This is a genomic window from Streptomyces sp. NBC_00435 (genome assembly GCF_036014235.1).
In the GTDB taxonomy this organism is placed as follows: domain Bacteria; phylum Actinomycetota; class Actinomycetes; order Streptomycetales; family Streptomycetaceae; genus Streptomyces.
The window spans coordinates 4,404,599-4,424,806 of record NZ_CP107924.1 but is presented as its reverse complement, the minus strand read 5'-3'; the positions used below and the strand labels follow the sequence as shown (position 1 = coordinate 4,424,806).

Annotated in this window: 21 protein-coding genes; 12 read left to right on the top strand and 9 right to left on the bottom strand. The window is 70.7% G+C overall.

Annotation, left to right across the window (positions count from 1 at the left end; translation table 11 throughout):
• The first annotated feature begins 7 nt into the window (after window positions 1-7).
• Genes metX through OG389_RS20325 form a run of 3 tightly spaced genes read left to right on the top strand, consistent with a single transcriptional unit; the run spans window position 8 to window position 3,536 of the window.
• Entirely contained in the window at window positions 8-1,105 is a 1,098-nt protein-coding gene (gene metX, locus OG389_RS20335) for a homoserine O-acetyltransferase MetX (protein ID WP_328299891.1), read from the top strand.
• Window positions 1,102-3,168, top strand: coding sequence for an ATP-grasp domain-containing protein (locus tag OG389_RS20330; protein WP_328299890.1), 2,067 nt, complete (start codon window positions 1,102-1,104; stop codon window positions 3,166-3,168). Before metX ends, OG389_RS20330 begins: the two co-directional genes overlap by 4 nt.
• Window positions 3,159-3,536, top strand: coding sequence for a nuclear transport factor 2 family protein (locus OG389_RS20325; RefSeq protein WP_328299889.1), 378 nt, complete (start codon window positions 3,159-3,161; stop codon window positions 3,534-3,536). Before OG389_RS20330 ends, OG389_RS20325 begins: the two co-directional genes overlap by 10 nt.
• Before the next feature lie 13 nt (window positions 3,537-3,549).
• Here OG389_RS20325 and OG389_RS20320 read toward each other — a convergent pair whose 3' ends face one another.
• On the bottom strand, window positions 3,550-3,927 hold the full coding sequence (locus tag OG389_RS20320) for a protease inhibitor I9 family protein (protein ID WP_328299888.1): 378 nt from the start codon (window positions 3,925-3,927) through the stop codon (window positions 3,550-3,552).
• Between the two features lie 82 nt (window positions 3,928-4,009).
• The gene (locus OG389_RS20315) at window positions 4,010-4,474 is read right to left on the bottom strand and encodes a hypothetical protein (RefSeq protein WP_328299887.1); all 465 of its coding nucleotides are present in this window, start codon (window positions 4,472-4,474) and stop codon (window positions 4,010-4,012) included.
• 171 nt (window positions 4,475-4,645) lie between these two features.
• On the opposite strand from OG389_RS20315, the gene sigJ reads away from it, so the two are divergent.
• The 7 genes from sigJ (at window position 4,646) to OG389_RS20280 (ending at window position 10,668) form a co-directional block, all read left to right on the top strand.
• Complete coding sequence (sigJ, locus tag OG389_RS20310) at window positions 4,646-5,590, top strand: RNA polymerase sigma factor SigJ (RefSeq protein ID WP_328299886.1); 945 nt, start codon at window positions 4,646-4,648, stop codon at window positions 5,588-5,590.
• Between the two features lie 110 nt (window positions 5,591-5,700).
• The gene (locus OG389_RS20305; RefSeq protein ID WP_328299885.1) at window positions 5,701-6,903 is read left to right on the top strand and encodes an NAD(P)/FAD-dependent oxidoreductase; all 1,203 of its coding nucleotides are present in this window, start codon (window positions 5,701-5,703) and stop codon (window positions 6,901-6,903) included.
• Window positions 6,904-7,086: 183 nt separating this feature from the next.
• Window positions 7,087-7,353, top strand: coding sequence for a hypothetical protein (locus OG389_RS20300; RefSeq protein WP_328303945.1), 267 nt, complete (start codon window positions 7,087-7,089; stop codon window positions 7,351-7,353).
• Window positions 7,354-7,668: 315 nt separating this feature from the next.
• Window positions 7,669-7,872: a cold-shock protein gene (locus OG389_RS20295; protein WP_283454069.1), complete on the top strand. Its 204-nt coding sequence runs from the start codon at window positions 7,669-7,671 to the stop codon at window positions 7,870-7,872.
• Window positions 7,873-8,140: 268 nt separating this feature from the next.
• On the top strand, window positions 8,141-9,661 hold the full coding sequence (locus OG389_RS20290) for a DEAD/DEAH box helicase (protein ID WP_328299884.1): 1,521 nt from the start codon (window positions 8,141-8,143) through the stop codon (window positions 9,659-9,661).
• A 108-nt stretch (window positions 9,662-9,769) separates the two neighbouring features.
• Window positions 9,770-10,081, top strand: a complete 312-nt coding sequence (locus OG389_RS20285; protein ID WP_328299883.1) for an SCO5918 family protein — start codon at window positions 9,770-9,772, stop codon at window positions 10,079-10,081.
• 254 nt (window positions 10,082-10,335) lie between these two features.
• Window positions 10,336-10,668 (top strand): MerR family transcriptional regulator, encoded by a 333-nt coding sequence (locus OG389_RS20280; RefSeq protein WP_328299882.1) that lies wholly within the window; start codon window positions 10,336-10,338, stop codon window positions 10,666-10,668.
• A gap of 42 nt (window positions 10,669-10,710) precedes the next feature.
• On the opposite strand, the gene OG389_RS20275 is transcribed toward OG389_RS20280, so the two are convergent.
• The 4 genes from OG389_RS20275 to OG389_RS20260 all read right to left on the bottom strand — a co-directional run bounded on the left by OG389_RS20275 (window position 10,711) and on the right by OG389_RS20260 (window position 13,944).
• Window positions 10,711-11,961 (bottom strand): MAB_1171c family putative transporter, encoded by a 1,251-nt coding sequence (locus OG389_RS20275; RefSeq protein WP_328299881.1) that lies wholly within the window; start codon window positions 11,959-11,961, stop codon window positions 10,711-10,713.
• 68 nt (window positions 11,962-12,029) lie between these two features.
• Window positions 12,030-12,584: a toxin gene (locus tag OG389_RS20270; protein ID WP_328299880.1), complete on the bottom strand. Its 555-nt coding sequence runs from the start codon at window positions 12,582-12,584 to the stop codon at window positions 12,030-12,032.
• Between the two features lie 85 nt (window positions 12,585-12,669).
• Window positions 12,670-13,125: a hypothetical protein gene (locus OG389_RS20265; protein WP_328303943.1), complete on the bottom strand. Its 456-nt coding sequence runs from the start codon at window positions 13,123-13,125 to the stop codon at window positions 12,670-12,672.
• Between the two features lie 330 nt (window positions 13,126-13,455).
• On the bottom strand, window positions 13,456-13,944 hold the full coding sequence (locus OG389_RS20260) for a MarR family winged helix-turn-helix transcriptional regulator (protein ID WP_328303941.1): 489 nt from the start codon (window positions 13,942-13,944) through the stop codon (window positions 13,456-13,458).
• A gap of 138 nt (window positions 13,945-14,082) precedes the next feature.
• Here OG389_RS20260 and OG389_RS20255 point away from each other — a divergent pair, with 138 nt between their 5' ends.
• Window positions 14,083-15,579, top strand: coding sequence for an MFS transporter (locus OG389_RS20255; protein WP_328299879.1), 1,497 nt, complete (start codon window positions 14,083-14,085; stop codon window positions 15,577-15,579).
• A gap of 43 nt (window positions 15,580-15,622) precedes the next feature.
• On the opposite strand, the gene OG389_RS20250 is transcribed toward OG389_RS20255, so the two are convergent.
• Window positions 15,623-16,327 carry a TetR/AcrR family transcriptional regulator gene (locus tag OG389_RS20250; RefSeq protein ID WP_328299878.1) on the bottom strand — a complete coding sequence of 235 codons (705 nt, stop codon included), beginning with the start codon at window positions 16,325-16,327 and terminating at the stop codon, window positions 15,623-15,625.
• 151 nt (window positions 16,328-16,478) lie between these two features.
• Between OG389_RS20250 and OG389_RS20245 the strand changes: the two genes are divergently transcribed.
• A complete protein-coding gene (locus tag OG389_RS20245; protein ID WP_328299877.1) occupies window positions 16,479-17,411 on the top strand; it encodes an MBL fold metallo-hydrolase in 933 nt (310 codons plus the stop codon).
• Between the two features lie 83 nt (window positions 17,412-17,494).
• Here the strand turns inward: OG389_RS20245 and OG389_RS20240 are convergent, their stop codons facing one another.
• Window positions 17,495-18,814: a CynX/NimT family MFS transporter gene (locus tag OG389_RS20240; protein WP_328299876.1), complete on the bottom strand. Its 1,320-nt coding sequence runs from the start codon at window positions 18,812-18,814 to the stop codon at window positions 17,495-17,497.
• Window positions 18,815-18,816: 2 nt separating this feature from the next.
• Window positions 18,817-19,965 carry a hypothetical protein gene (locus OG389_RS20235; protein ID WP_328299875.1) on the bottom strand — a complete coding sequence of 383 codons (1,149 nt, stop codon included), beginning with the start codon at window positions 19,963-19,965 and terminating at the stop codon, window positions 18,817-18,819.
• Window positions 19,966-20,208: the final 243 nt, after the last annotated feature.

Below are 20,208 nucleotides of genomic sequence, written 5' to 3'. Positions count from 1 at the left end.
ACCACCCATGCCCAAGCTCATGCGAGTCGCCGACCGGACCACGCCCATGACGCTGCGTGCCAACACGCACCTCGCGCCCGTCGACGTAGCCTACGAAACCTACGGCACCTATGACGGCTCCAACGCGATCTTCATCTGTCACCCCCTGACCTGCGACGCCCATGTGGCCGCGAACGGGCCGCAGGACAGCCCGGGCTGGTGGGACGTGATGGTCGGCCCCGGCCGGCCCATCGACACCCGCCGCTACTTCGTCATCTGCGCCAATGTGCTGGGCGGCTGCTCGGGCACCACGGGAGCCGCGTCCCTCGCCGTCGACGACTCCCCGTGGGGAGCGCGATTCCCGGACGTGGAGATCGCCGACATGGTCACGGTGCACCGCAGACTCCTCGCGGCCCTCGGCATCGACCGGCTGCACGCGGTCGTCGGCGCGTCCATGGGCGGCTGTCAGGCACTCCAGTGGCTGCTCGACCACCCCGGCGACGCCGACCGGTTCGTCGTCATCGCAGGCACCGCCCGCCCCTCCGCGGACAACCGCGCGTGGAACGCCGTCGCTCGCCACGCCATCCTCAGCGACCCGGACCACCGGGGCGGCGCCTACGTGCCGGGCAGCGGCCCGCGCGCCGGCCTGGCCACCGCGCGCATGATCGGCCACCTGACGTATCTGTCGGAGGCGGAACTGGAACGCCGTTTCGGGCCCTCGGCCACGGGATCCCGGCGAGGGCCCCAAGCCCTTGGCTCCTACCTGGACCACCAGGGCGGGAAGTTCGTCCGGCGGTTCGACGCGAATGCCTATCTCACGCTGCTCGGCGCGGTGGACCGCTTCGACGCGTTCTCCCGTCCCACGGCGGTGACGACGATGCTCCGTCCGCCACGGGTGCTGCTGGTCAGCCTGCGCGGCGACCGGCGCTTCAGCCGCGAACACAGCGCGCACATCGCCGCCGAACTCGCCGCACGGGGAGTCGAGGCGGCCCACCACCACGAGACCGGCAGCGACCTCGGCCATGACGCAGCCGTGCTCGACCAGCCGGAACTGGCCGCGCACATAGCCGAATTCCTCGATATGGAAACCATCCACAACTCGCCCAGGACAGGACACGAATCATGAGCAGCAGCGTCGGGCGCATCGCAATCATCGGCGGACTCATCGAACCCCTGCGGGCCGCGCACGACCTCGGCCTCGAAGTGGTGCTGATCCACAACCCGGGCGCGGTGCCCCCGGGCGCCGAGGACTACTGCGCCGAGATCCTCGAGGTCGACTTCAAGAACGCATACGACACGGTGGAACGGCTCATCGTCGAGCGGCACCGTCAGTCGCCCTTCCGGCGGGTGTTCTCGCTCACCGAGAACGGTCTCGTCCCGGCCGCGCGGATCAACGAACTACTCGACCTCGGCGGCAACTCCGTCGCATCCGTAAGGCTGTTGAAGGACAAGGCCGCCATGCGCCGGCACCTCGCCGGCACGGACCTGGACACGGTGCGCCACCTGACGGTGTACAGCGCGGCCGAACTGGACGACTTCCGCGGCCGGATCGGGGGCCCCGTCTTCGTCAAGCCGACCGACTCGGCGGGCAGCATCGGCGTCTTTCGCGTGGACGACACCGAAGGCGCCAAGGAGGGCTGGCGGCGGCTGACCGCCACGGGACGCGACGAGGCGCTGGCCGAGGAGTATCTGGAAGGTCCGGAGTTCAGCGTCGAGGGGTTCTGCGCCGACGGACGTCACCAGGTCATCACGATCACCAACACCTTGCTGCACCCGGCGTACTACGAGCTCGGCCACTCCATGCCGGCCGCCATCGCGCCGGACGCGGTCGAGGCGATCCACCGCACCGTGCACCGGCTGATCGAGGCGGTCGGCCTCACCGAGGGTCCTACGCACACCGAGGTACGCCTGACGCCGTGGGGCCCCCGCGTCATCGAGTCGCACAACCGCATCGGCGGCGAGCGGATCCACGAACTCATGGAGATGGCATTCGGCGTCGACGTGTCCCGCATGTCCATCGCCGTGCCGCTGGGCCTGGAGCCGATGCCCGACCTGACGGACCTCGGCACCAAGGGGGCTGCGATGAGGCACATCCTGCCCGAGCCTGGCCGGGTGATCGCCGTCTCAGGTGTGAAGGCGGTACCCGCCGACGACCCCGGCCTGCGACTGAGGATCGGCCTCGCGGTCGGTGACGACGTGGCCGCCGTCGTCGACGGTGTCAGCCGCGACAAGGTCGCCTCCTACGTGCTCGCGGCCGGCGAGGACGTGACCGCTGCCGAGCGCCGCTGCACGGAGGTCCTGGACACCGTCCGGATCACCACCGCGTCCCCGGACCGACGACGCGACGGCACCGTCCGCGCCGCCGGGAGAGGCACAGCGATCAAGACGGACTTCGCCTTCCGCGAGTACCGGCGGTTCTCCCCGGAAGCGGTGGTCGACGTGTTGCGCGGCCGCGTCCTCGGTGTGGTGTTCCGCGGCCTGATCCCCGCCGCGGAGTGCGCCCGCATCACGGAGCGCTTCTGGAACAGCCCTGCGCGCCGCACCCGGGGCGCGGACGCGCCCGGGCAGTACGTGGGTTCGTACCACTACCACAAGACCACCCGCGACTACCTCGACGAGGCGAGCGCCGCCCGGCCCGGACTCGACGAGATCCTCGGCACGCCCCACGACCCGCTGACGTCCATTCGCTCCGGCCTCGCCGACGCCCTCGCGGCCGAAGGCGTACGGTTCCGCTCGGCGCGCCACGACGGGCGCGAGGCCGGCACCGCACTGCTGCGTTCCTGGCACGCCACGGGCCGGTTCGCCCTCGCCCCGCACGAGGACGAGGCCCAGTGCGGCGAGCCCAGGCAGGCGGACTTCGAGATCCAGCGGGTGAAGGGGCGCCCCGTCGGGGCGATGAACCTGTGCCTGGAGAACGGCTCCGCGGGGCGCCTCGTGGTGTGGAACACCCGGCCCGACGACGCCGTACGTGAGCGACTGGGCCTGGTGCACACCGGTTCGCCCTATCCCCTGCGGCATCTGGACGGGATCGAGTCCCTGCAGCTCGACATCGCGCCGGGTGACGTCTACTTCTTCAACGGTGCCCATGTGCACGCCGTGGAGCCCGAGACCGACCCTACGGTGCGCCGCACCACCCTGTCGGGGATCCTGGGATTCATCGACGACCACACCGTGGTCTCGTGGACGTGACGACCGCCGGGACGCCGCACTGGCCCCACGACTTCACCCGTCGGCTCTTCTCCGTCATCGACGGCCGCCGCTGGCATGAACTCGGCCGCGTCTTCGCCGCGGACTGCGTGTACCACCGGCCTGGATATCCCGCCCTCGTCGGGCTCGCCGACATCGAGCGGTTCTACCGCGAGGAGCGGATCATCGAGTCCGGTGTGCACCGGGTCGAGGAAGTCATGGCCGGCAACGACTCACTGGCGTGCTGGGGAAGCTTCCAGGGCCTGAGCCGGGCGGGTGAGCGCCTTGCCGAACGGTTCTCCGACCACTACCGCATCGATGACGGCATGATCAGCTCACGCCGCACGTACTTCTATCGCGCGGCGATCTGATCGAACCTCCGAGTCAGCCGCCCCAGCCCCACGGCTGGACGGGCGCCCCGACGACCCCGCCGTCCCTCTCGACGCCGGTGACGTCGGGGTGCGCCCGCACCGCCGTCAGCTGCGCCTCGTTCAGCTCGGCGGCGAAGCCCCGTACCACGCTGCGGTAGACGTAGCGGACCTCCGTGACGCCGGTCTCGCGCATCACCTGTGCGGGATCGGCGCCGGGGACGAGGGTCACGATGTACGTACCGACCTCGGCCGCCCGCGGGGCGCTGAGACCGGTCCCCTGGTCGGCGTGCGCGACGGGCGCCAGCGCGACGGGCGCGGCGAGCAGCAGGGCGGCGACCAGGACGGGGCGCAGGAGCGGAAGGGGAGCCGGAAGCGGAAGGGGACGGCGCACGGGAACTCCGTTTCGACGGGAACAGCGGCTACCCCCTCCTTCGGCCATCGCGCCCCACACCTTGAACCGAGGAGCAGGCGCGCTACTTCTTGGTCGGGAGGGCCGGGAGGGAGGGAAGCTTGCCCCCGCTGCGCTGGAAGGTGTCCGTGCCGGCGGGGCCTTCCCAGGTGACCTTCAGGGTGGTGGCGTCGACGGAGTCGACCTTGCCCTTCGAACGGGTCGCGCCCGCCGGGCACTTCAGGTCGATGACGGTGCCGTCGCTGGTGCCCTCGCAGGTCAGACCGGTGGCGGCCTCGACTACGAACGCCGCCTGTCCCTTGACCGTGAGCACGACGCCCTTGCCCGGGTTCTGCGTGGAGATCCAGCCGCCGTCCAGGGTGCCGGCCTTGGCCGCGCCGCCGTCCGACGGGCTGGCGGCGGGGGCCGGGGCGACGACGGGGGAATCCTTCTTGGCCGGGGCCGGGTCGGAGCTGCCGCAGCCCGTGAGGGTGAGGGCGGCGGTGAGGCCGGCGGCGGCGACTACGGACAGGCGCAGGTGGTCGAGCACGGGAAAGTTCCCCCAGGAATACGAGTTGATCGAGAACGGAACGGGCCAAGTTAGCAGCCGCCGCGCGGCAGACGGGAGTTCGACGGCAGGCCCTGAGGCCCGCGGCACGGCACGGCGGAGAGCGGCGTCCGCCCTGCCGGTCCGCCCCCGGCGCGGCCTAGGATCAGTGGCATGGCCCTGATCACCAGTGACGTGGAGCGCTTCGAGACCGCCAGGCCCCGGCTGGAGGCCATCGCCTACCGGCTGCTCGGCTCTGCGAGTGAGGCGGAGGACGCCGTTCAGGAAACGTTCCTGCGGTGGCAGGCGGCCGACATCGGGCGGATCGAGGTGCCCGAGGCCTGGCTGACGAAGGTTCTCACCAACTGGTGCCTCAACCTGCTCGCTTCGGCGCGTGCCCGGCGCGAGACGTACGTGGGGCGGTGGCTGCCCGAGCCACTGCTCGCCGGGGACCCGATGCTCGGCCCGGCCGACACCGCCGAGCAGCGCGAATCGGTGTCGTACGCCGTCCTCGTCCTGCTGGAGCGCCTGTCGCCGGGCGAGCGGGCGGTGTACGTGCTGCGCGAGGCCTTCGAGTACCCGCACCGGGAGATCGCCGAGATCCTGGAGATCACCGAGACCGCCAGCCAGCAGATCTACCACCGGGCCAAGAAGCACATCGCGGACGGCAGGGCACGCACCGAGATCGACGAGGCCACCGCCCTGAGGATCGTCGAGGAGTTCCTGGCCGCGGCGACCAGCGGCCGTACCGAGCCCCTCGTACGCCTGCTCACCCAGGACGCCGTTTCGGTCGGCGACGGCGGCGGGAAGGTCCTGGCCCGCGCGAAGGCGTTCGAGGGCGTGCGCGCGGTCGCCACGTTCCTGCGCGGCATGTTCAAGCCCAGCCCGGCCAAGCGGGCCCACATCGGTGGCACGCCGGACATCTACGCCACGACCGCGAACGGCGGGCCGGCCGTCGTGGCGGTCGTGGACGGCCGGGTCGTCGGGATCACCTGCCTGGAGGTAACCGGGGAGGGCATCGCCGCCGTCCGCCATCAGGTCAACCCCGACAAGCTCGTCCGTGCGACCGAGCAGTGGGCCGCCGCGGACCACCGCGAGCCCCCGCTGCACACCCTTTGAAGGATGTGGCGCAGGTCACGTTCCGATCCTGTCAGGGAACGGGGGGCTGTCCGGTTCAAGGGGCGCAACCAGCCGGACAACGGCAGCCCCGCCCAGACAGGAGCACGGACATGGAGCACCGCATCGTCGTCCTCGGAGCCGGCTACACCGGCGCCCTCGCCGCCGGCCGCCTCGCCAAGCGGCTGCACCGCGAGGACGTCACCATCACCCTCGTCACCCCCGAGCCCGACTTCGTCGAGCGCGTCCGGCTGCACCAGCTCGCGGCCGGCCAGGACCTCAGGCCCCGGCCGTTCGGCGAGATGTTCGCGGGCACGGGCGTGGAACTGAGGCTCGCGAGGGTCACCGCCGTGGACGTGGACCGCCGGACGGTGACCGTCACCGCCGCGAACGGCCCCGAACGGGAGCAACTGGCCTACGACACCCTGGTCTACGCCCTCGGCAGCGGCTGGGACGACGGGGGCGTCCCGGGCACCGCCGACCACGCCCACGAGGTCTCCAGCCGCCCCGGCGCCCTGCGCCTCCGCGAGCGCCTGGCCGCCCTGGACGCCGGCCGGTCCGTCGTCGTGGTCGGCGGCGGCCTGACCGGGCTGGAGGCCGCGACCGAGATCGCCGAGGCCCGCCCGGACCTCGACGTCGCCCTGGCCGCCCGCGGCGCCCTCGGTGACTGGCTCTCGGAGAAGGGCCGCGCCCACCTGACGAAGGTGGTGGACGGGCTCGGCATCACGGTCCACGAACACACCGCGGTCAACGCCGTGGCGGCGGACGGCGTGACGACCGCCGACGGCCGGACCATCCCCGCCGAGGTCACCGTCTGGACCACCGGCTTCGCCGTCCACCCGATCGCCCGGGCCACCGCCCTGGAAACCACCGACCGCGGACAGATCGTGGTCGACAGCACGATGCGCTCCGTCTCCCACCCGGACGTCTACGCCGTGGGCGACGCGGCGTCGGCGACGGGCCCCGGCGGCAAGCCCCTGCGCATGTCCTGCGCCTCGGGCGTCCCCATGGCCTGGCAGGCCGCCGACGCCATCGCCGCCCGTCTCGCCGGCACCAAGGTCCCCGACGTCGACATCCGCTACGCCCAGCAGTGCATCTCGCTCGGCCGCAAGGAGGGTCTGATCCAGTTCGTCAGCGCCGACGACCAGGCGGTCGACAGGGCGCTGACGGGCCGCACGGCCGCCTTCTACAAGGAACTGATCTGCAAGGGCGCGGCCTGGGGCGTCGCCAACCCGACCATGGGCGTCCCGTCCCGGCGCCGCCGTGTCGTACGGCAGGAGACCCGGAGCGGTGCGCGAGCGGAGACCGCCGCCTGAACGGGTCACGGCCCGACCGCGGACCGGAGTACCGTGGAGGAACCGGGAGTACATGAGCACGACCTTCGACCCGTCGCCGTGAACCCCACCCTCTGGTCCGTCGTCCCGCACACGGTTCCCGTGCCCGGCCAGACCCTGCACGTGGGCTGGTTCATCGAACAGGACCGAAGGGAACACGCCCGTATGAAGTCCATCGAGACCCGGATACTCCCGTCGCTCGCCCACGCCGAGGTGCGGATCGTCGCGCACACCCCCGAAGCCGCTCGCGCGGTCGCGGAGGCGCTTCGCCACTGCTTCGCCGGCGCCGAACAGCGCAGCTACCCCGGTCTCGACGGCGACACCCGCCTCCACCTCACCGTGGACACGGCGAAACCCGCCGGCCCCGCCCGCTCCTGGCTGGCCGCCAGCAGAACCGCGGTGGGCGCCGGTACCCACGCCGACGAGACCTGACGCTCCCCCTCACTCTGTGCCCGGGGTGAATCAATATCTGTGCCCGCGGTTCGAGAGTTTAATGGATCTCGCAGAGAGGGTTTTTGCCGCGGCGCACAAGGTCGAAATATTTAACACACACAAGTCATTGCGGCGTGCTACTGTCGATCTCGGTTGCAGTTTTGGTACCCAAAAACTTCAGGCGCCTCCGGTCGGCTTTCGTGCCGCCGTGGACGCGCTTCATATTTCCGGGCCATTTTCCGGGCGGGGCATCATCGCGGCGACACGGTGTCCGTACCGTGCGGATGTTGGTGTACTGCCCCAAGGAGATATGACATGGCTGCTGGCACCGTGAAGTGGTTCAACGCGGCAAAGGGTTTCGGCTTCATCGAGCAGGACGGTGGCGGCGACGACGTCTTCGCCCACTTCTCGAACATCGCCGCCCAGGGTTTCCGCGAGCTGCTCGAGGGCCAGAAGGTCACCTTCGACATCGCGCAGGGCCAGAAGGGCCCGACGGCCGAGAACATCGTTCCCGCCTGACGCTGACGCACATCTTGTAGCTGGGGCCCGCATCCCTCGGGGTGCGGGCCCCAGCTACAAGCATTTCCCGCAGTGGTTCCTCCTGCGCGAAAAAGATCTTCAGAGGCGTCACCGATTCCATCGCCTGCGCCGCCATCAATTCTCCGCGCGCCCGGCTCCATTTCGGATTTCGCATTTCGAATTTCGTTCGGCCCGTTCTCGAGATTCCCCGCGCTGCCCTTCCGCTGCGGGAATTCCTTGATACGCGCCGTATCAAGGAAGGTTCTCGATGAACCCCACACGTACGAACGACCGCTCCTCCCGTACCCGCGGCCGTACCGGCGCCTCCGCATTCAGCTCCGGTTCCGGTTCTGGTTCTGGCCGGGGCGGTCGGTTCGGTTCGTCCGCCCCGAGCCGCTCGGGGGGCCAGAACCGCTCGGGCGGCTACGGCCGGCGACCCGCCGCGCTGCAGGGCGAGTTCGCCCTGCCGAAGACGATCACTCCCGCGCTGCCCGCGGTCGAGGCGTTCGCCGCGCTCGACATGCCCGCGGAGCTGCTGGCCGCGCTCGGCACCCAGGGAGTGTCGGTGCCGTTCCCGATCCAGGGCGCGACACTGCCGAACTCCCTCGCGGGCCGGAACGTCCTGGGCCGCGGCCGTACCGGTTCCGGCAAGACGCTCGCCTTCGGCCTGGCGCTGCTGGCCCGTACGGCCGGTCAGCGCGCCGAGCCCCGCCAGCCCCTGGCACTGGTCCTGGTCCCCACCCGGGAACTCGCCCAGCAGGTCACCGAAGCCCTGACTCCCTACGCCCGCGCCGTGAAGCTGCGCCTGGCCACCGTCGTCGGCGGGATGCCCATCGGCCGTCAGGCCAACGCGCTGCGGAACGGCACGGAGGTCGTCGTGGCCACGCCCGGCCGGCTCAAGGACCTCATCGACCGCGGCGACTGCCGGCTGAACCAGGTCGCCGTCACCGTTCTCGACGAAGCCGACCAGATGGCCGACATGGGCTTCATGCCCCAGGTCACCGCACTCCTGGACCAGGTGCGTCCCGAGGGCCAGCGGATGCTGTTCTCCGCCACCCTCGACCGCAACGTCGACCTCCTGGTCCGCCGCTACCTCACCGACCCCGTCGTCCACTCCGTCGACCCCTCGCAGGGCGCGGTCACCACGATGGAACACCACGTCCTGTACGTCCACGGCGCCGACAAGCAGGCCGCCACGACCGAGATCGCCGCCCGCGACGGCCGGGTGATCATGTTCCTCGACACCAAGCACGCCGTGGACCGCCTCACCCAGGACCTCCTCGGCAGCGGGGTCCGCGCGGCCGCCCTGCACGGGGGCAAGTCGCAGCCCCAGCGGACCCGTACCCTGGCCCAGTTCAAGACCGGCCACGTCACCGTCCTGGTCGCCACGAACGTCGCGGCCCGCGGCATCCACGTCGACAACCTCGACCTCGTCGTCAACGTGGACCCGCCGACCGACCACAAGGACTACCTGCACCGCGGCGGCCGCACCGCCCGCGCCGGCGAGTCCGGCAGCGTCGTCACCCTCGTCACCCCCAACCAGCGCCGCGACATGACCCGCCTCATGGCCGCCGCCGGGATCGTCCCCCAGACCACCCAGGTCCGCTCCGGTGAAGAGGCGCTGCACCGCATCACCGGCGCCCAGGCCCCCTCCGGCATCCCGGTCACCATCACCGCGCCGGTCTCCGAGCGGCCCAAGCGCAGCGCCACCTCCCGCGGTCGCCGCAGTTCCGTTTCGGCGGCCCGGCGCGTGAGCGTGCGGCAGTCCGCCTTCGACGCCGCGGCCTGAGGGCCACTCGGTCAGGACGCCGACCCCGGCGGCCGCGGGCCGTTCGTCCCGTACGTCGAACCACCCCACCGCGGCCGGACCATTCACCTCTTCCCTCTGTGAGGCACCATGCGCTGCGTCATCGCCCGTTTCCCGTTCGACCTGACCAAGAGCGGCGTCCTGGAATCGATGAAGGACGTCAAGCCGGAGGAGGTCCTCGGCGAGTCCGTGATCATCGGCCGCCGCGTCTACCCCGTCAAGCAGGTCGGCCAGGTCATCACCCGTCAGGACCGCCGCGACTTCAGCATCGGCGAGGTCCTCCGCGCCATGACCCAGCTCGGCTTCACCTGCCGCGGCGTCCCCCGGACCGCCGTGCCCCCTCGCATCCTCAGCCCGCTCGAGCAGGTCTCCGCGATGCTCGGCGTCCCCATGACCGCCTGACCGTCATGACCGCCTGATCGCCTGACCGCCTGACCATCTGATCGACGTCAGCCGGTCGGACGGACAGAAGGACAGACGAACGGACAGAAGGGCCCGACCGGCACACGCCGGTCGGGCCCTTCTCGTGTAGCGGCGGATCGGCGCGAACAGCAGGCCGGCGCGGTGTCAGGGCCGGTGGATGGTGTAGTAGTTCCTTCGGGGCCCCGGTGCCATTGGCGCCGGGGCCCCTTCACGCGTTCCATGAGAGAGGTGCAATGACAGCAGACGCTTCGTTCGGCCGTCTTGACGACGACGACTACCCCGCCTACACGATGGGCCGGGCGGCAGCCATGCTCGGCACCACCCAGGCCTTCCTCCGCGCCATCGGGGAAGCACGCCTGATCACCCCGCTCCGCTCCGAGGGCGGCCACCGCCGCTACTCCCGCTACCAGCTGCGCATCGCCGCACGCGCCCGGGAACTCGTCGACCAGGGCACCCCCATCGAGGCCGCCTGCCGCATCATCATCCTCGAGGACCAGCTCGAGGAAGCCCAGCGCATCAACACCGAATACCGCCGCGCCGCCGGTCCACCGACTCCGACTCCGTAGGCCCCGTCCCTCGGCGAGGGTGCCCGCCGGCAGCGGCGCGGTTCACGCGCTGGGCTCCAGGCAGGACCGCAGGACGGCCCGGGTCCGCTGCTCCGGAACGGTCTTGTAGGCGGCGGCCACCCGTACCAGCCAGGCGACTTCGCCGTCCTGGTCGGTGGCCTGCTTGCCCTCGAAGGCGGCCGCCTTGCCGGCGGGCGCGCCCTCGGCCTTGGCGATCAGGGCTGCCTTGATCCAGTAGGCGTCGGCGAGCGAGCCCGCCTTCCCGGGGTCCGAGTCCCCGCCCGCGGCGGCCTCCTTGGCGGCGGTCAGCAGGCTGTCGGGCACGTAGTGCCGCAGCTTCTCCACGGCGTCCGCGATGTCGGCCGCCCAGCGGTCGACGCGCAGGTCCGCCGGGGTGTCGAAGCGGGTCAGTTCCCGGGTGAGCGAGGCAGGCGGGGCGAAGGGCTGGTCGGGGAAGGCCGTCATCAGCTCGCGCCACAGCGGATGCAGGTTCACCTGCGCCCGCCACAGCCGGGCCCGCCGCCAGCCCTTGCTGCAGGCGGGAATGGAGGCGCCGAGCGCGAAGAAGGCGAAGAGGACCAGCTGGGCGGCTTCAGTGGCCTTGTCGAAGGTCAGCGCGAAGCTCTCGCTGGGCTGGTCGGCCACGCTGATCCACAGGAACAGGGTCCGGCTGAGGGTGTAGCCGACACCGATGAACATCGCGATGGTCATCATGCCGAGACCCACCCGGAGGTGGAGCAGCTTGGTGTCAGCCGTGGCCAGGGCCCACTGATAGGCGCAGACGGCGGACGCGGCGCCCAAGTAGAGGTAGAAGACGCTCATGTAGAGCGTGGCGCCCCACTGGCCGGCATGTTCGGCCACGAACCGGTCCGCGGGGACCGAGCGGTCCACCACCGTGAAGAAGAGCACGGTCAGCAGGACGAGGGTGATGACGGAGGCCTTGGTGGCCACCTGCTGGATCAACCGGGCGAACCGTACGTGGCGGGGGATCACCCCGCCCTCCGGGAAGTGGCCGTAGATGGCGACGATGTAGCTGAGGATCGCCAGGATGGCGATGGTGGACGTGTAGTGCTTGATCAGGACGGCGAGGTCCACGACCGGGCTGTTGTTGAGCCCTATTCGGACCACCTGGGTCTTGGTCCACAGGGCGATGGCGAAGCCCGCGTAGCAGCCCCACAGGGCGCGGCGGCGCCTGTCCTCCTCATCGCCCCAAAGAGCGGCGGGCATGCGCCACAGGGCTACGGCAGTCATCAGACCGGCGATGAGGTAGCCGGCGAGATCGAGCGCGGTCACGGTGATTCCTCGGGGTGTTCTGCGGGACAGGGACAGGGGCAGGGGCAGGGGCAGGGCCGGCGGTGCCGCTACGAGCGGTGGAAGAGGCCGCGGAAAAGGCCGCGGCGCCGGTGGGCGACCGGCCGGGAGAGCGAGTTGGCCAGCCGTCCGACCATGTCGTCACTGGTCACGTCCCTGGCCATGCGGGGGATGAGGGAGGCGCCGAACTCGGCGATCCGCTCGTCGTGCGTGTCGTACTGGGCGCGGGCCTGGACCGTGTCGGAGGAGAGCACCCGCTTGATCAGGGAGGTGTCGAACACCGGTAGCAGCAAGCGCAGCTGGTCCGCGTCCAGGCTGGTTCCGTGGTCGAACCACTCGTGGCACAGCTCGTGCAGGATCACGTGCTGGGTCTGGTACGCGGTGGGGCGGCGGCGGTAGAGCACGTAACTGGTGGTGCCCGACTTCAACCGCAGGCCGCAGGCCGCGTTGACGCGTGCCAGGCGTTCGGGCAGTTCCTGGAGGACGATGGTCCGGCCGCGGGCCGCCTCCATGTTCGCCACCAGGCCTTCGATGGTGAAGGGGGCGGGTATCGGCAGGTCCGCCAGTCCGGCTTCGCACTCTTTGCGCAGTTCACGCAGGGACATTGAGGCCTCTTGGTCGTCGTCACGCGTGTGTGACATGCGGTCGGCGAGTGCAGTCACGCCCATCGCCCGCAGAGAGACGCGTGCGCTAACTGCCCGGTTCCCCATTTTCCACGCCGTCGGGCCGCTGCCGGGCCTTGGTGTCCGCCAGCAGGGAGAGCGCGAACTCCAGCAGTTCCGCCGACAGTCCGTCGTCCTCGACGCCCCGGCCGGCGACGCCACTGATCTCGCCGGTGCGCCGCTTGGCGAGGAACTGGAGTCCGGCGACCACGTCGCCGACGACCTCCGACTCCTCCTTGAAGAAGCGCCAGTCCACGCCGAAGCCCAGCCCGAGCGCCTTGAGGATCTCTTCGGAGGGCTCCGTGACCTTCCCGGCCAGGATGTTCGAGAAGTAGCTGTGGGAGAGAGAGCCGCCGCGCTCCTTGACCAACTCGGCGAACGTCCGCCCGGACACCTTCTGTCCCGGGAAGGTCTTCTCCAGCATGTACTCGACCTTTTGCCGCAACGAGTGCAGCTCGGGCACCTGTTCCTCGCCGATGTCCATCCGGTTACCCACGTTCGCATCATGCACCGGCGCAATGCCGGGCTTGCATTAACACTCTACGTCACTGTTAACTACAAAAAACACGGTCAGGGGGCCACAGGGGAGTCCCCTGACCGTGTGAAACTTCCGTGCGCCGCCGACCGTGCCGCGCCGCCGCGCACCAACCTACGGCTGTAGCCCTTCGCGACGGGGGATGCACGAAGGGCTACCGCAGCAGTATGCCAGCCCGTCAGGAGCCGTTCCACTGCGCACCCCTGACGACCTGTGATCAGTACCACGTCGACTCGTAGGCCGCTCGGCCCCCGACGGAGGCCGAATTCGTCGAGCCGGTCAGCGGTTTCGCCCTCGCTCCGCGGCCTTCGACCCGGCCGTGCCGGCCGGCTGTCCCGTGGGCTGTTCGGCGAGATGGGCGTCCATGGTGGCGTTCAGATCGGCCACGAAGGACGCGAAGCGTTCGAGGAGTTCCGGCGGGTAGTGGGCCATGGCGGCGTCCAGGCGATGTCCCAGCGGACCGAAGAACTCGTCGGCGCGTTCCTGGACGTGGGACCCGGCGCGCAGGGTGACGACCCGCCGGTCGGAGTGCTCACGGGTACGGGTGACGTGGCCGGCCGCTTCGAGGCGGTTCAGGAGCGCGGTCGTGGCGCCCGTGGACAGGGGGATGCGCTCGCTGAGACGGGCCGGGGACAGGGGGGTGCCCCGCTCCTCGGCGGCGGCGATCTCCAGTACCGCGGTCGCGTCGGTGGAGTGCAGGCCCAGCCAGGCGGCGAAGCGCCGGCCTAGCTCGGTGTAGTGGCCGCCGTAGGTCCTGAGCCCTTCCATCAGCCGTTCCCGCTGCTCCGCCACCTCGTCGCGCACCGGTTCCTCCGTCAAGGCCGCCACCTTCCCCTTCTGTCCTTGACAACCTACCGACCCCAATTTACCTTCACCGTGGAGTTATTTCACCATGGAGGTATCTGGATGCACGCCCCGTCCCCCGCCACCGCCGACGAGGGCGCCGAACCCTACCGGTGGCGCTGGCTGATCCTGGCGGTGATGATCGTCGCGGAGATCATGGACCTGCTGGACGCCTCGATCGTCAACGTCGCCGGCCCGGCCCTGGAGGAGTCCCTCGGGGCCGGCCCCGTGGGTCTGCAATGGGTGATCGGCGGCTACGCCCTCACCCTGGGGGCCGGGCTCGTCCTCGGCGGCCGGCTGGGCGACCGTTACGGACGCCGCCGCGTGTTCCTGCTCGGCCTGGCCGCGTTCACGGCCTGCTCGTTGCTCTGCGCGCTGGCACCGGACACCGGGTCGTTGATCGCCTTCAGGCTGCTCCAGGGCGCCGCCGGGGCGCTGCTCCTCCCCCAGGGCCTGGGCCTGCTGCGGGAGAACTTCTCCGGGCCCGAACTCACCAAGGTCTTCGGGATCTTCGGTCCCGTACTCGGACTGGGCGGCATCATCGGCCCGGTCCTGGGCGGCGGACTGATCGAGGGCGACCTCTTCGGCCTGGGCTGGCGGTCGGTGTTCCTCGTCAACCTGCCCATCGGCATCGCAGCCCTGGCCGTCGCCGCGAAGTTCGTACCGAGGAGGCCCGGCGACCGTGCCGTACGTGTCGACCTGGCCGGTGCGTGCCTGGTGGCGGTCGCCTGCGCCCTGCTGGTACTGCCGCTGAACCAGGGCCAGGAGGACGGCTGGCCGCTGTGGACCTGGCTGTCCATGGCCGCCTCCGCCCTCGGCTTCGCCCTGTTCGCGCTCCAGCAGCGCCGGACGGCCGCGGCGGGCCGCGAACCGCTGGTGGCTCCGGCGCTCCTGCGCAAACCCGCCTTCAGCGTCGGGCTCGTCGGCATCGCGCTCTTCTTCGCCGGGCTAGTCGGCACGCAGCTCGTCCTCACCCTCTACCTGCAGATCGGCCGGCACTTCACCGCCGGCGAGGCCGGCCTCGGCAATCTGCCGCTCGCCGTGGGCACCGCGATCGGCGGCGCGGTCAGCGGCGCCTTCCTCGCCGGGCGGATCGGCCGCAAGGTGCTCCAGATCGGCCCGCTGGTCCAGCTCGTGGGTGCGGTCCTGCTCTGGTTCGAGCTCGACGCCCTCGGTGGCGCCGCGTTCTCGGTGCTGGACGTGGCTCCGGGCGTGACGGTGGCGGGCGTCGGGTCGGGCATGGTCATCGCCGCCCTGTTCAGCTTCGTGCTCGCCGCCGTCGACGACGAGGAGATCGGCTCCGCCTCGGGAGTCCTGTCCGCGGTGCAGTCCATCGGCGGGTCCGTCGGGGTCGCGGTCTTCGGCTCGGTGTTCTTCGCCCGGGCCTCGGCCGGGGACTTCACCGGGGGGTACCAGCGCGCTCTCGTCGTACAGGCGTGCCTGCTGGCGGCGTTCCTCGCCATCACCTTCCTGCTGCCCGCGAAGGCCCGGCCGGAGGACGAACACCGTACGAGCACCGCCGACGCCCCCGCCGAGACCCCCGCGGGCGCGTCCGGCTGACCGGCCCCGGCGCCGCCCTCCGCGCCGCTACTCCGCTGCGCCCCTACGCCTCCACCGGTGACGGCGACGGCGGCTGCGGCGAGGGGCGCAGGGCCCGGGTCAGGCGGTCGATGGTGTCCTCGTCCGCCGGCGCCGATCCCGTGAGGGTGCCGAGCAGCGCCTGGGCGAGGACGGCCGCCGCCGCGACCCGCGTGTCCTCCCCCTCCTCGCCGGTGACCTTCCCGATCACGGCGTCGCGCACCGACTGGGAGATGTCCAGCCCACCGAACAGTTCGGGGAAGGACAGCGCCATCAGGCACACGCCCACGTTCGCCGAGAGGATCGACTGCGCGGCCAGGGCCGGGGCGGTGCGCAGCCGCCCGGCGTCGCGGCACCGTTCCACCGCTGCCAGGAGCAGGGCCTGCGCTTCCTTGATGGCCTGCGGTTTGGTCTCTCCGGCCGGCGTGAACATCAGCCGGTAGAGGTGGGGGTTGCGCAGCGCGAACGCCACGTGGCTGTCCCAGGCCGCGCGCAGGTCCGCCACCGGGTCGCCGGTGTGGGGGTTGCGCCTCTTGTTGGCGAGGAAGCGCTCGAAGCCGATGTCGGCCACCGCGGTCAGCAGTCCCTCTTTGTCGCCGAACTGGCGGTAGATCTCGGGCATGCCGACCTTGGCCCGGTCGCAGATGGCCCGGGTCGAGATCGCCGGCGCGTCCTTGGTGGCGAGCAGCTCCGCGGTGGCTTCCAGGATGCGCTCTCGTGCCGTTGACATGCCTCCAACGATATCAGCGCTAACAGATCGGGCCTGGGCGTTTCCCGGAAAGAGGCCTGCCATCACAGAGGTTCGTTATCAACGATTACGACCTGTGTTAGCGTTGAAAACAGCTGCCACCCGTTCGCCGCAAGAGAGCTGGTACGTCCTCATGAGTCGTTCCCCGTCGTTCCTCCGCGCCACCACGGCCACCGTCGCCGCCACCGCGAGCGCGGCCGTCCTCACCGCCTGCGGCGGCGCGAGCACCGCCGAGTCCGCCCCCGGTACCGGGGGCGCGGGCGGGACGAAGTCCACCGCCGCCCAGGCGTTCACCGTGACGCACGTGGGCGGGCCGACCGTGGTCCTGGAGGTCGCCGGCTCGCGGATCCTGATCGACCCGACCTTCGACGCGCCCAAGAAGTACCCGAGCGGTCTGGAGAAGATCCAGGGGCCGGCCTTCGGCACCGACGGGATCGGCAGGATCGACGCCGTACTGCTCTCGCACCACCAGCACGACGACAACCTCGACGACTCGGGCCGCGAGCTGCTCAAGACCATGCCGCTCGTACTCTCCACCCCCGGGGCCCAGAAGGCGCTCGGAACGCACGTCCAGGGCATGGAGAGCTGGACCTCCAGGGAACTGAAGACCTCCGGCGGCGCCACCATCAAGGTCACCGCCGTCCCCGGACTGCACGGTCCCGACGGCGTGGACCGCGGCGCGGACGGCGAGGTCACCGGCTTCGTGCTCAGCGGCAAGGACGTCCCCACCACCTACGTCTCCGGTGACAACGCCTCGGTCAAGCTGGCCAAGGAGGTCGGTGACCGCATCAAGAAGGAGATCGGCCCCGTCGACACGGCCGTGATCTTCGCCGGCGCCGCCCGCACCCCGGCGATCCTCGCCAACGCCCCGCTGACCCTCACCTCCCGGAACGCGGCCCTGGTGGCGAAGGACCTGGACCCCCGCAAGGTGGTCCCGGTCCACACCGACAGCTGGAACATCTACTCCGAGAACACGGAGTCCCTCGTGAAGGCGTTCCAGGAGCAGGGCCTCGACAGCAAGCTGGTCGACCTGAAGCCGGCCGGGGAGAGGAAGGACCTGTCGTAGCCGGCCGACCGGCGCCCCACGGGCGGGACCGGGGCCCGCGGCCTGCACGGCTACGGGCCCCGGCCGGCGTACCGCGTCCGCCCTCAGAGCCTCACGAGCGGGCGCCCCTCCGTCCGGGGAGCGGGAATCCGCGGACCCGCCGCGCCGCCCCCGTCGCCGGGTCGGCCCCCGTCCCCGTCCCCGGCCCCATCGGTGGGCAGGGGCCGTACGAAGCCGGGCCGGGCGGTGCGCAGTCCGAAGTACGTCTCGGGCACCACCAGGCCGAGCACCACGAGCAGCGGAACGTGCCATCCCCCGCTGGCCCCGCGCAGCGCGCCCACCCCCAGCGGTCCGAGCCCGGCGAGCAGGTACCCGACGGTCTGCGCCATGCCTGACAGGCCCGCGGCGATCACCGGAGACGGCGAGCGCAGGCTCAGCAGGGTGACGGCCAGCGGGAAGGCGCTCCCGGTGGCGAGTCCCAGTACGCACACCCACACCCAGCCGGATCCCGGCGCCAGGAGCAGGCCCGCCAGGCCCACCGCCGTCAACCCGGCCGCGACCAGGACCAGGGGCCGCTGGTCACCGAGACGGGTGGCGAGCAACGGGACGACGAAGCCCAGTGGGATCCCGATGAGCAGCATGACGGAGACCATCACCCCGGCCTCGGTGGCCGGGTACCCGCCCTCCCGCATGATCGCGGGCAGCCAGGACACCAGCACGTAGAACACCAGGGACACCAGCCCCAGGAACGCCGCCACCGACCAGGCCAGCGGCGAGCGCAGCAGCGAGCCCGCGGGCGCGCCCGGTGCACTCGTCGCACCCGTCGCACCCGTCCGGGTCGCGGGGACGCAGCGACAGTCGACGCGGCCGCGCACCGCCCACACCGTCGCCGCGATCGCGGAGGGCACCGCCCACACCGCGAAGGCCACGCGCCAGCCGGCGGCGTGATCGAGGGGAACGGCCAGACCGGCGGCGAACGCGCCGCTGCCGGCCATGAGCATCATCGCGAGCCCGGTGACGGACCCCACCCGCCCGGGGAACTGGCATTTGATGATCGCGGGCAGAAGCACGTTGCCCGCGGCGATGCCGGCGCCCGCCAGCACCGTCCCGCTGAACAGGGCCACCGGGGAGTCCAGCAGGCGGATCAGGATCCCCGTCGTGATCAGTACGAGCGCACCCGCGACCGCCACTTCGGCGCCCACCCGGCGGGCGAGCGGCGGGGCGAGGGAGGCGAAGACGCCCAGACACAGCACGGGGAGTGTGGTCAGCACGCTCGTCCCGAACCCGCTCAGCCCGAACTGGGCCTTCAGTTCCGCGAGTACGGGAGCGACCCCCGTGATGGCCGCCCGCAGGTTGACGGCCAGTACGACGACTCCGAACAGGGCCCAGACGCGGACCGCTCGGACATTGCGCAGAGAGAGCACGGCTAGACCGCTGCCGTCGTCCTCTGGACCGGGCAGGTCGCCACCGCCGAGGCGGCGGAGGCGGTCCGAACCCCGGTGGTCACACCGAGCTGCTTCAGGATTTCGTCGGAGAGCAGGTCTTCCTTGCCCTTGAGGGCGTCCGCGACCTTCTGATCCGTGGGGAACACCATCTCGGCCGCGATGTTGTCCTGCACGATCCGGGCGAGGTTGTCCAGGGCCACGAAGATCGGGTCCGTGGGCAGCTGGACGGTCGGCAGGTCGATCAGGTGGGTGGCGACCTTGGCCGGGTTCATGCACCGCTTGATGATGATCGAAGCCTGGTTCAACTCGGAGGTCGTCCAGATCGAGAGCACGACCGTGTACAGGTCTGCCCACGCGGCCTCCCCGATCCGGGTCCGCCAGCGCTGCATGAGGCCCTCGATCGCGGTGATCTGGGCGTTGGCCGCGTAGGTCATGTTCGTGCGGATGCTCGGGTAGACCCGGGCCGAGAAGGTCTCGAATGAGGCCATGTCGAAGGAGCGGCCGCGCACGGAGTCGGCGATGAAGGTGAGGGCCTCGTCGATGACCTTGGCGAAGGAAATGCGCAGGTCCTGCGGCAGGTTGGCCCGGTTCAGCTGCTGGCGGGCGGTGGTGAGCGTGGTGGCGAAACCCTGGAGCGGGGTGATCCAGCCGTCCGACAGGGGGCCCTTGGAAGCGACCATGCGCAGGTCGTGCGGGTCCACTCGGCCGGCGTTGGGGAGGTTCGGGACCCGGTTGCTCAGGTACGGGGCGATGATGGAGAAGATGCCCAGCGGGACATGGCTGATGGACTTCGCCAGCTCGAATATCTCGGCGACGGGGTTGACGGCTTCCTGCACGACCCCGTTGTCGATGAGGGTGAACTTGCCGCCCTTGGCATCGTTCTGCACGACGATGACCGGGCTCAGGTGCGTGATCAGTTCGGACTTGAGCGCGGCGTAATTGGACCGCATTCCGGCGTTGACGGCGCGGATCGCGTCACGGGCCGCCAGCTCCGCCTCCGGCGAGGCCGCCACGATCCCGTCCGTGGCGGGGTCCGTGACCTCGACGGCCGAGGCCGCCGTGGAAGTACCGAGGAGCGTTACGGCGCTAATCGTGGAAACGCCGCCGATGAAACCTCTGCGTGTAGCCATTGTCCGTCTTTCCGTCTTCTCTGTGCGAAATGGGTGCGTTCAGTCATTGCGTGGAGACTTTTCTGTGGGGGGTTCTGCGTGTGGGGGTACCGCGTGTGGGGGTGGCGAGTGGACTCCGGTGGATCCGCGCGGCCTCGTCGCGGACATAGGGGTGCCAACTCACTGGAATCGGCGCCTGGTTCGGTGTTCGCCACCCACACCTGACCGGTGCGGTGCGAGTTGAACGCTAGTGCGACCCATCCA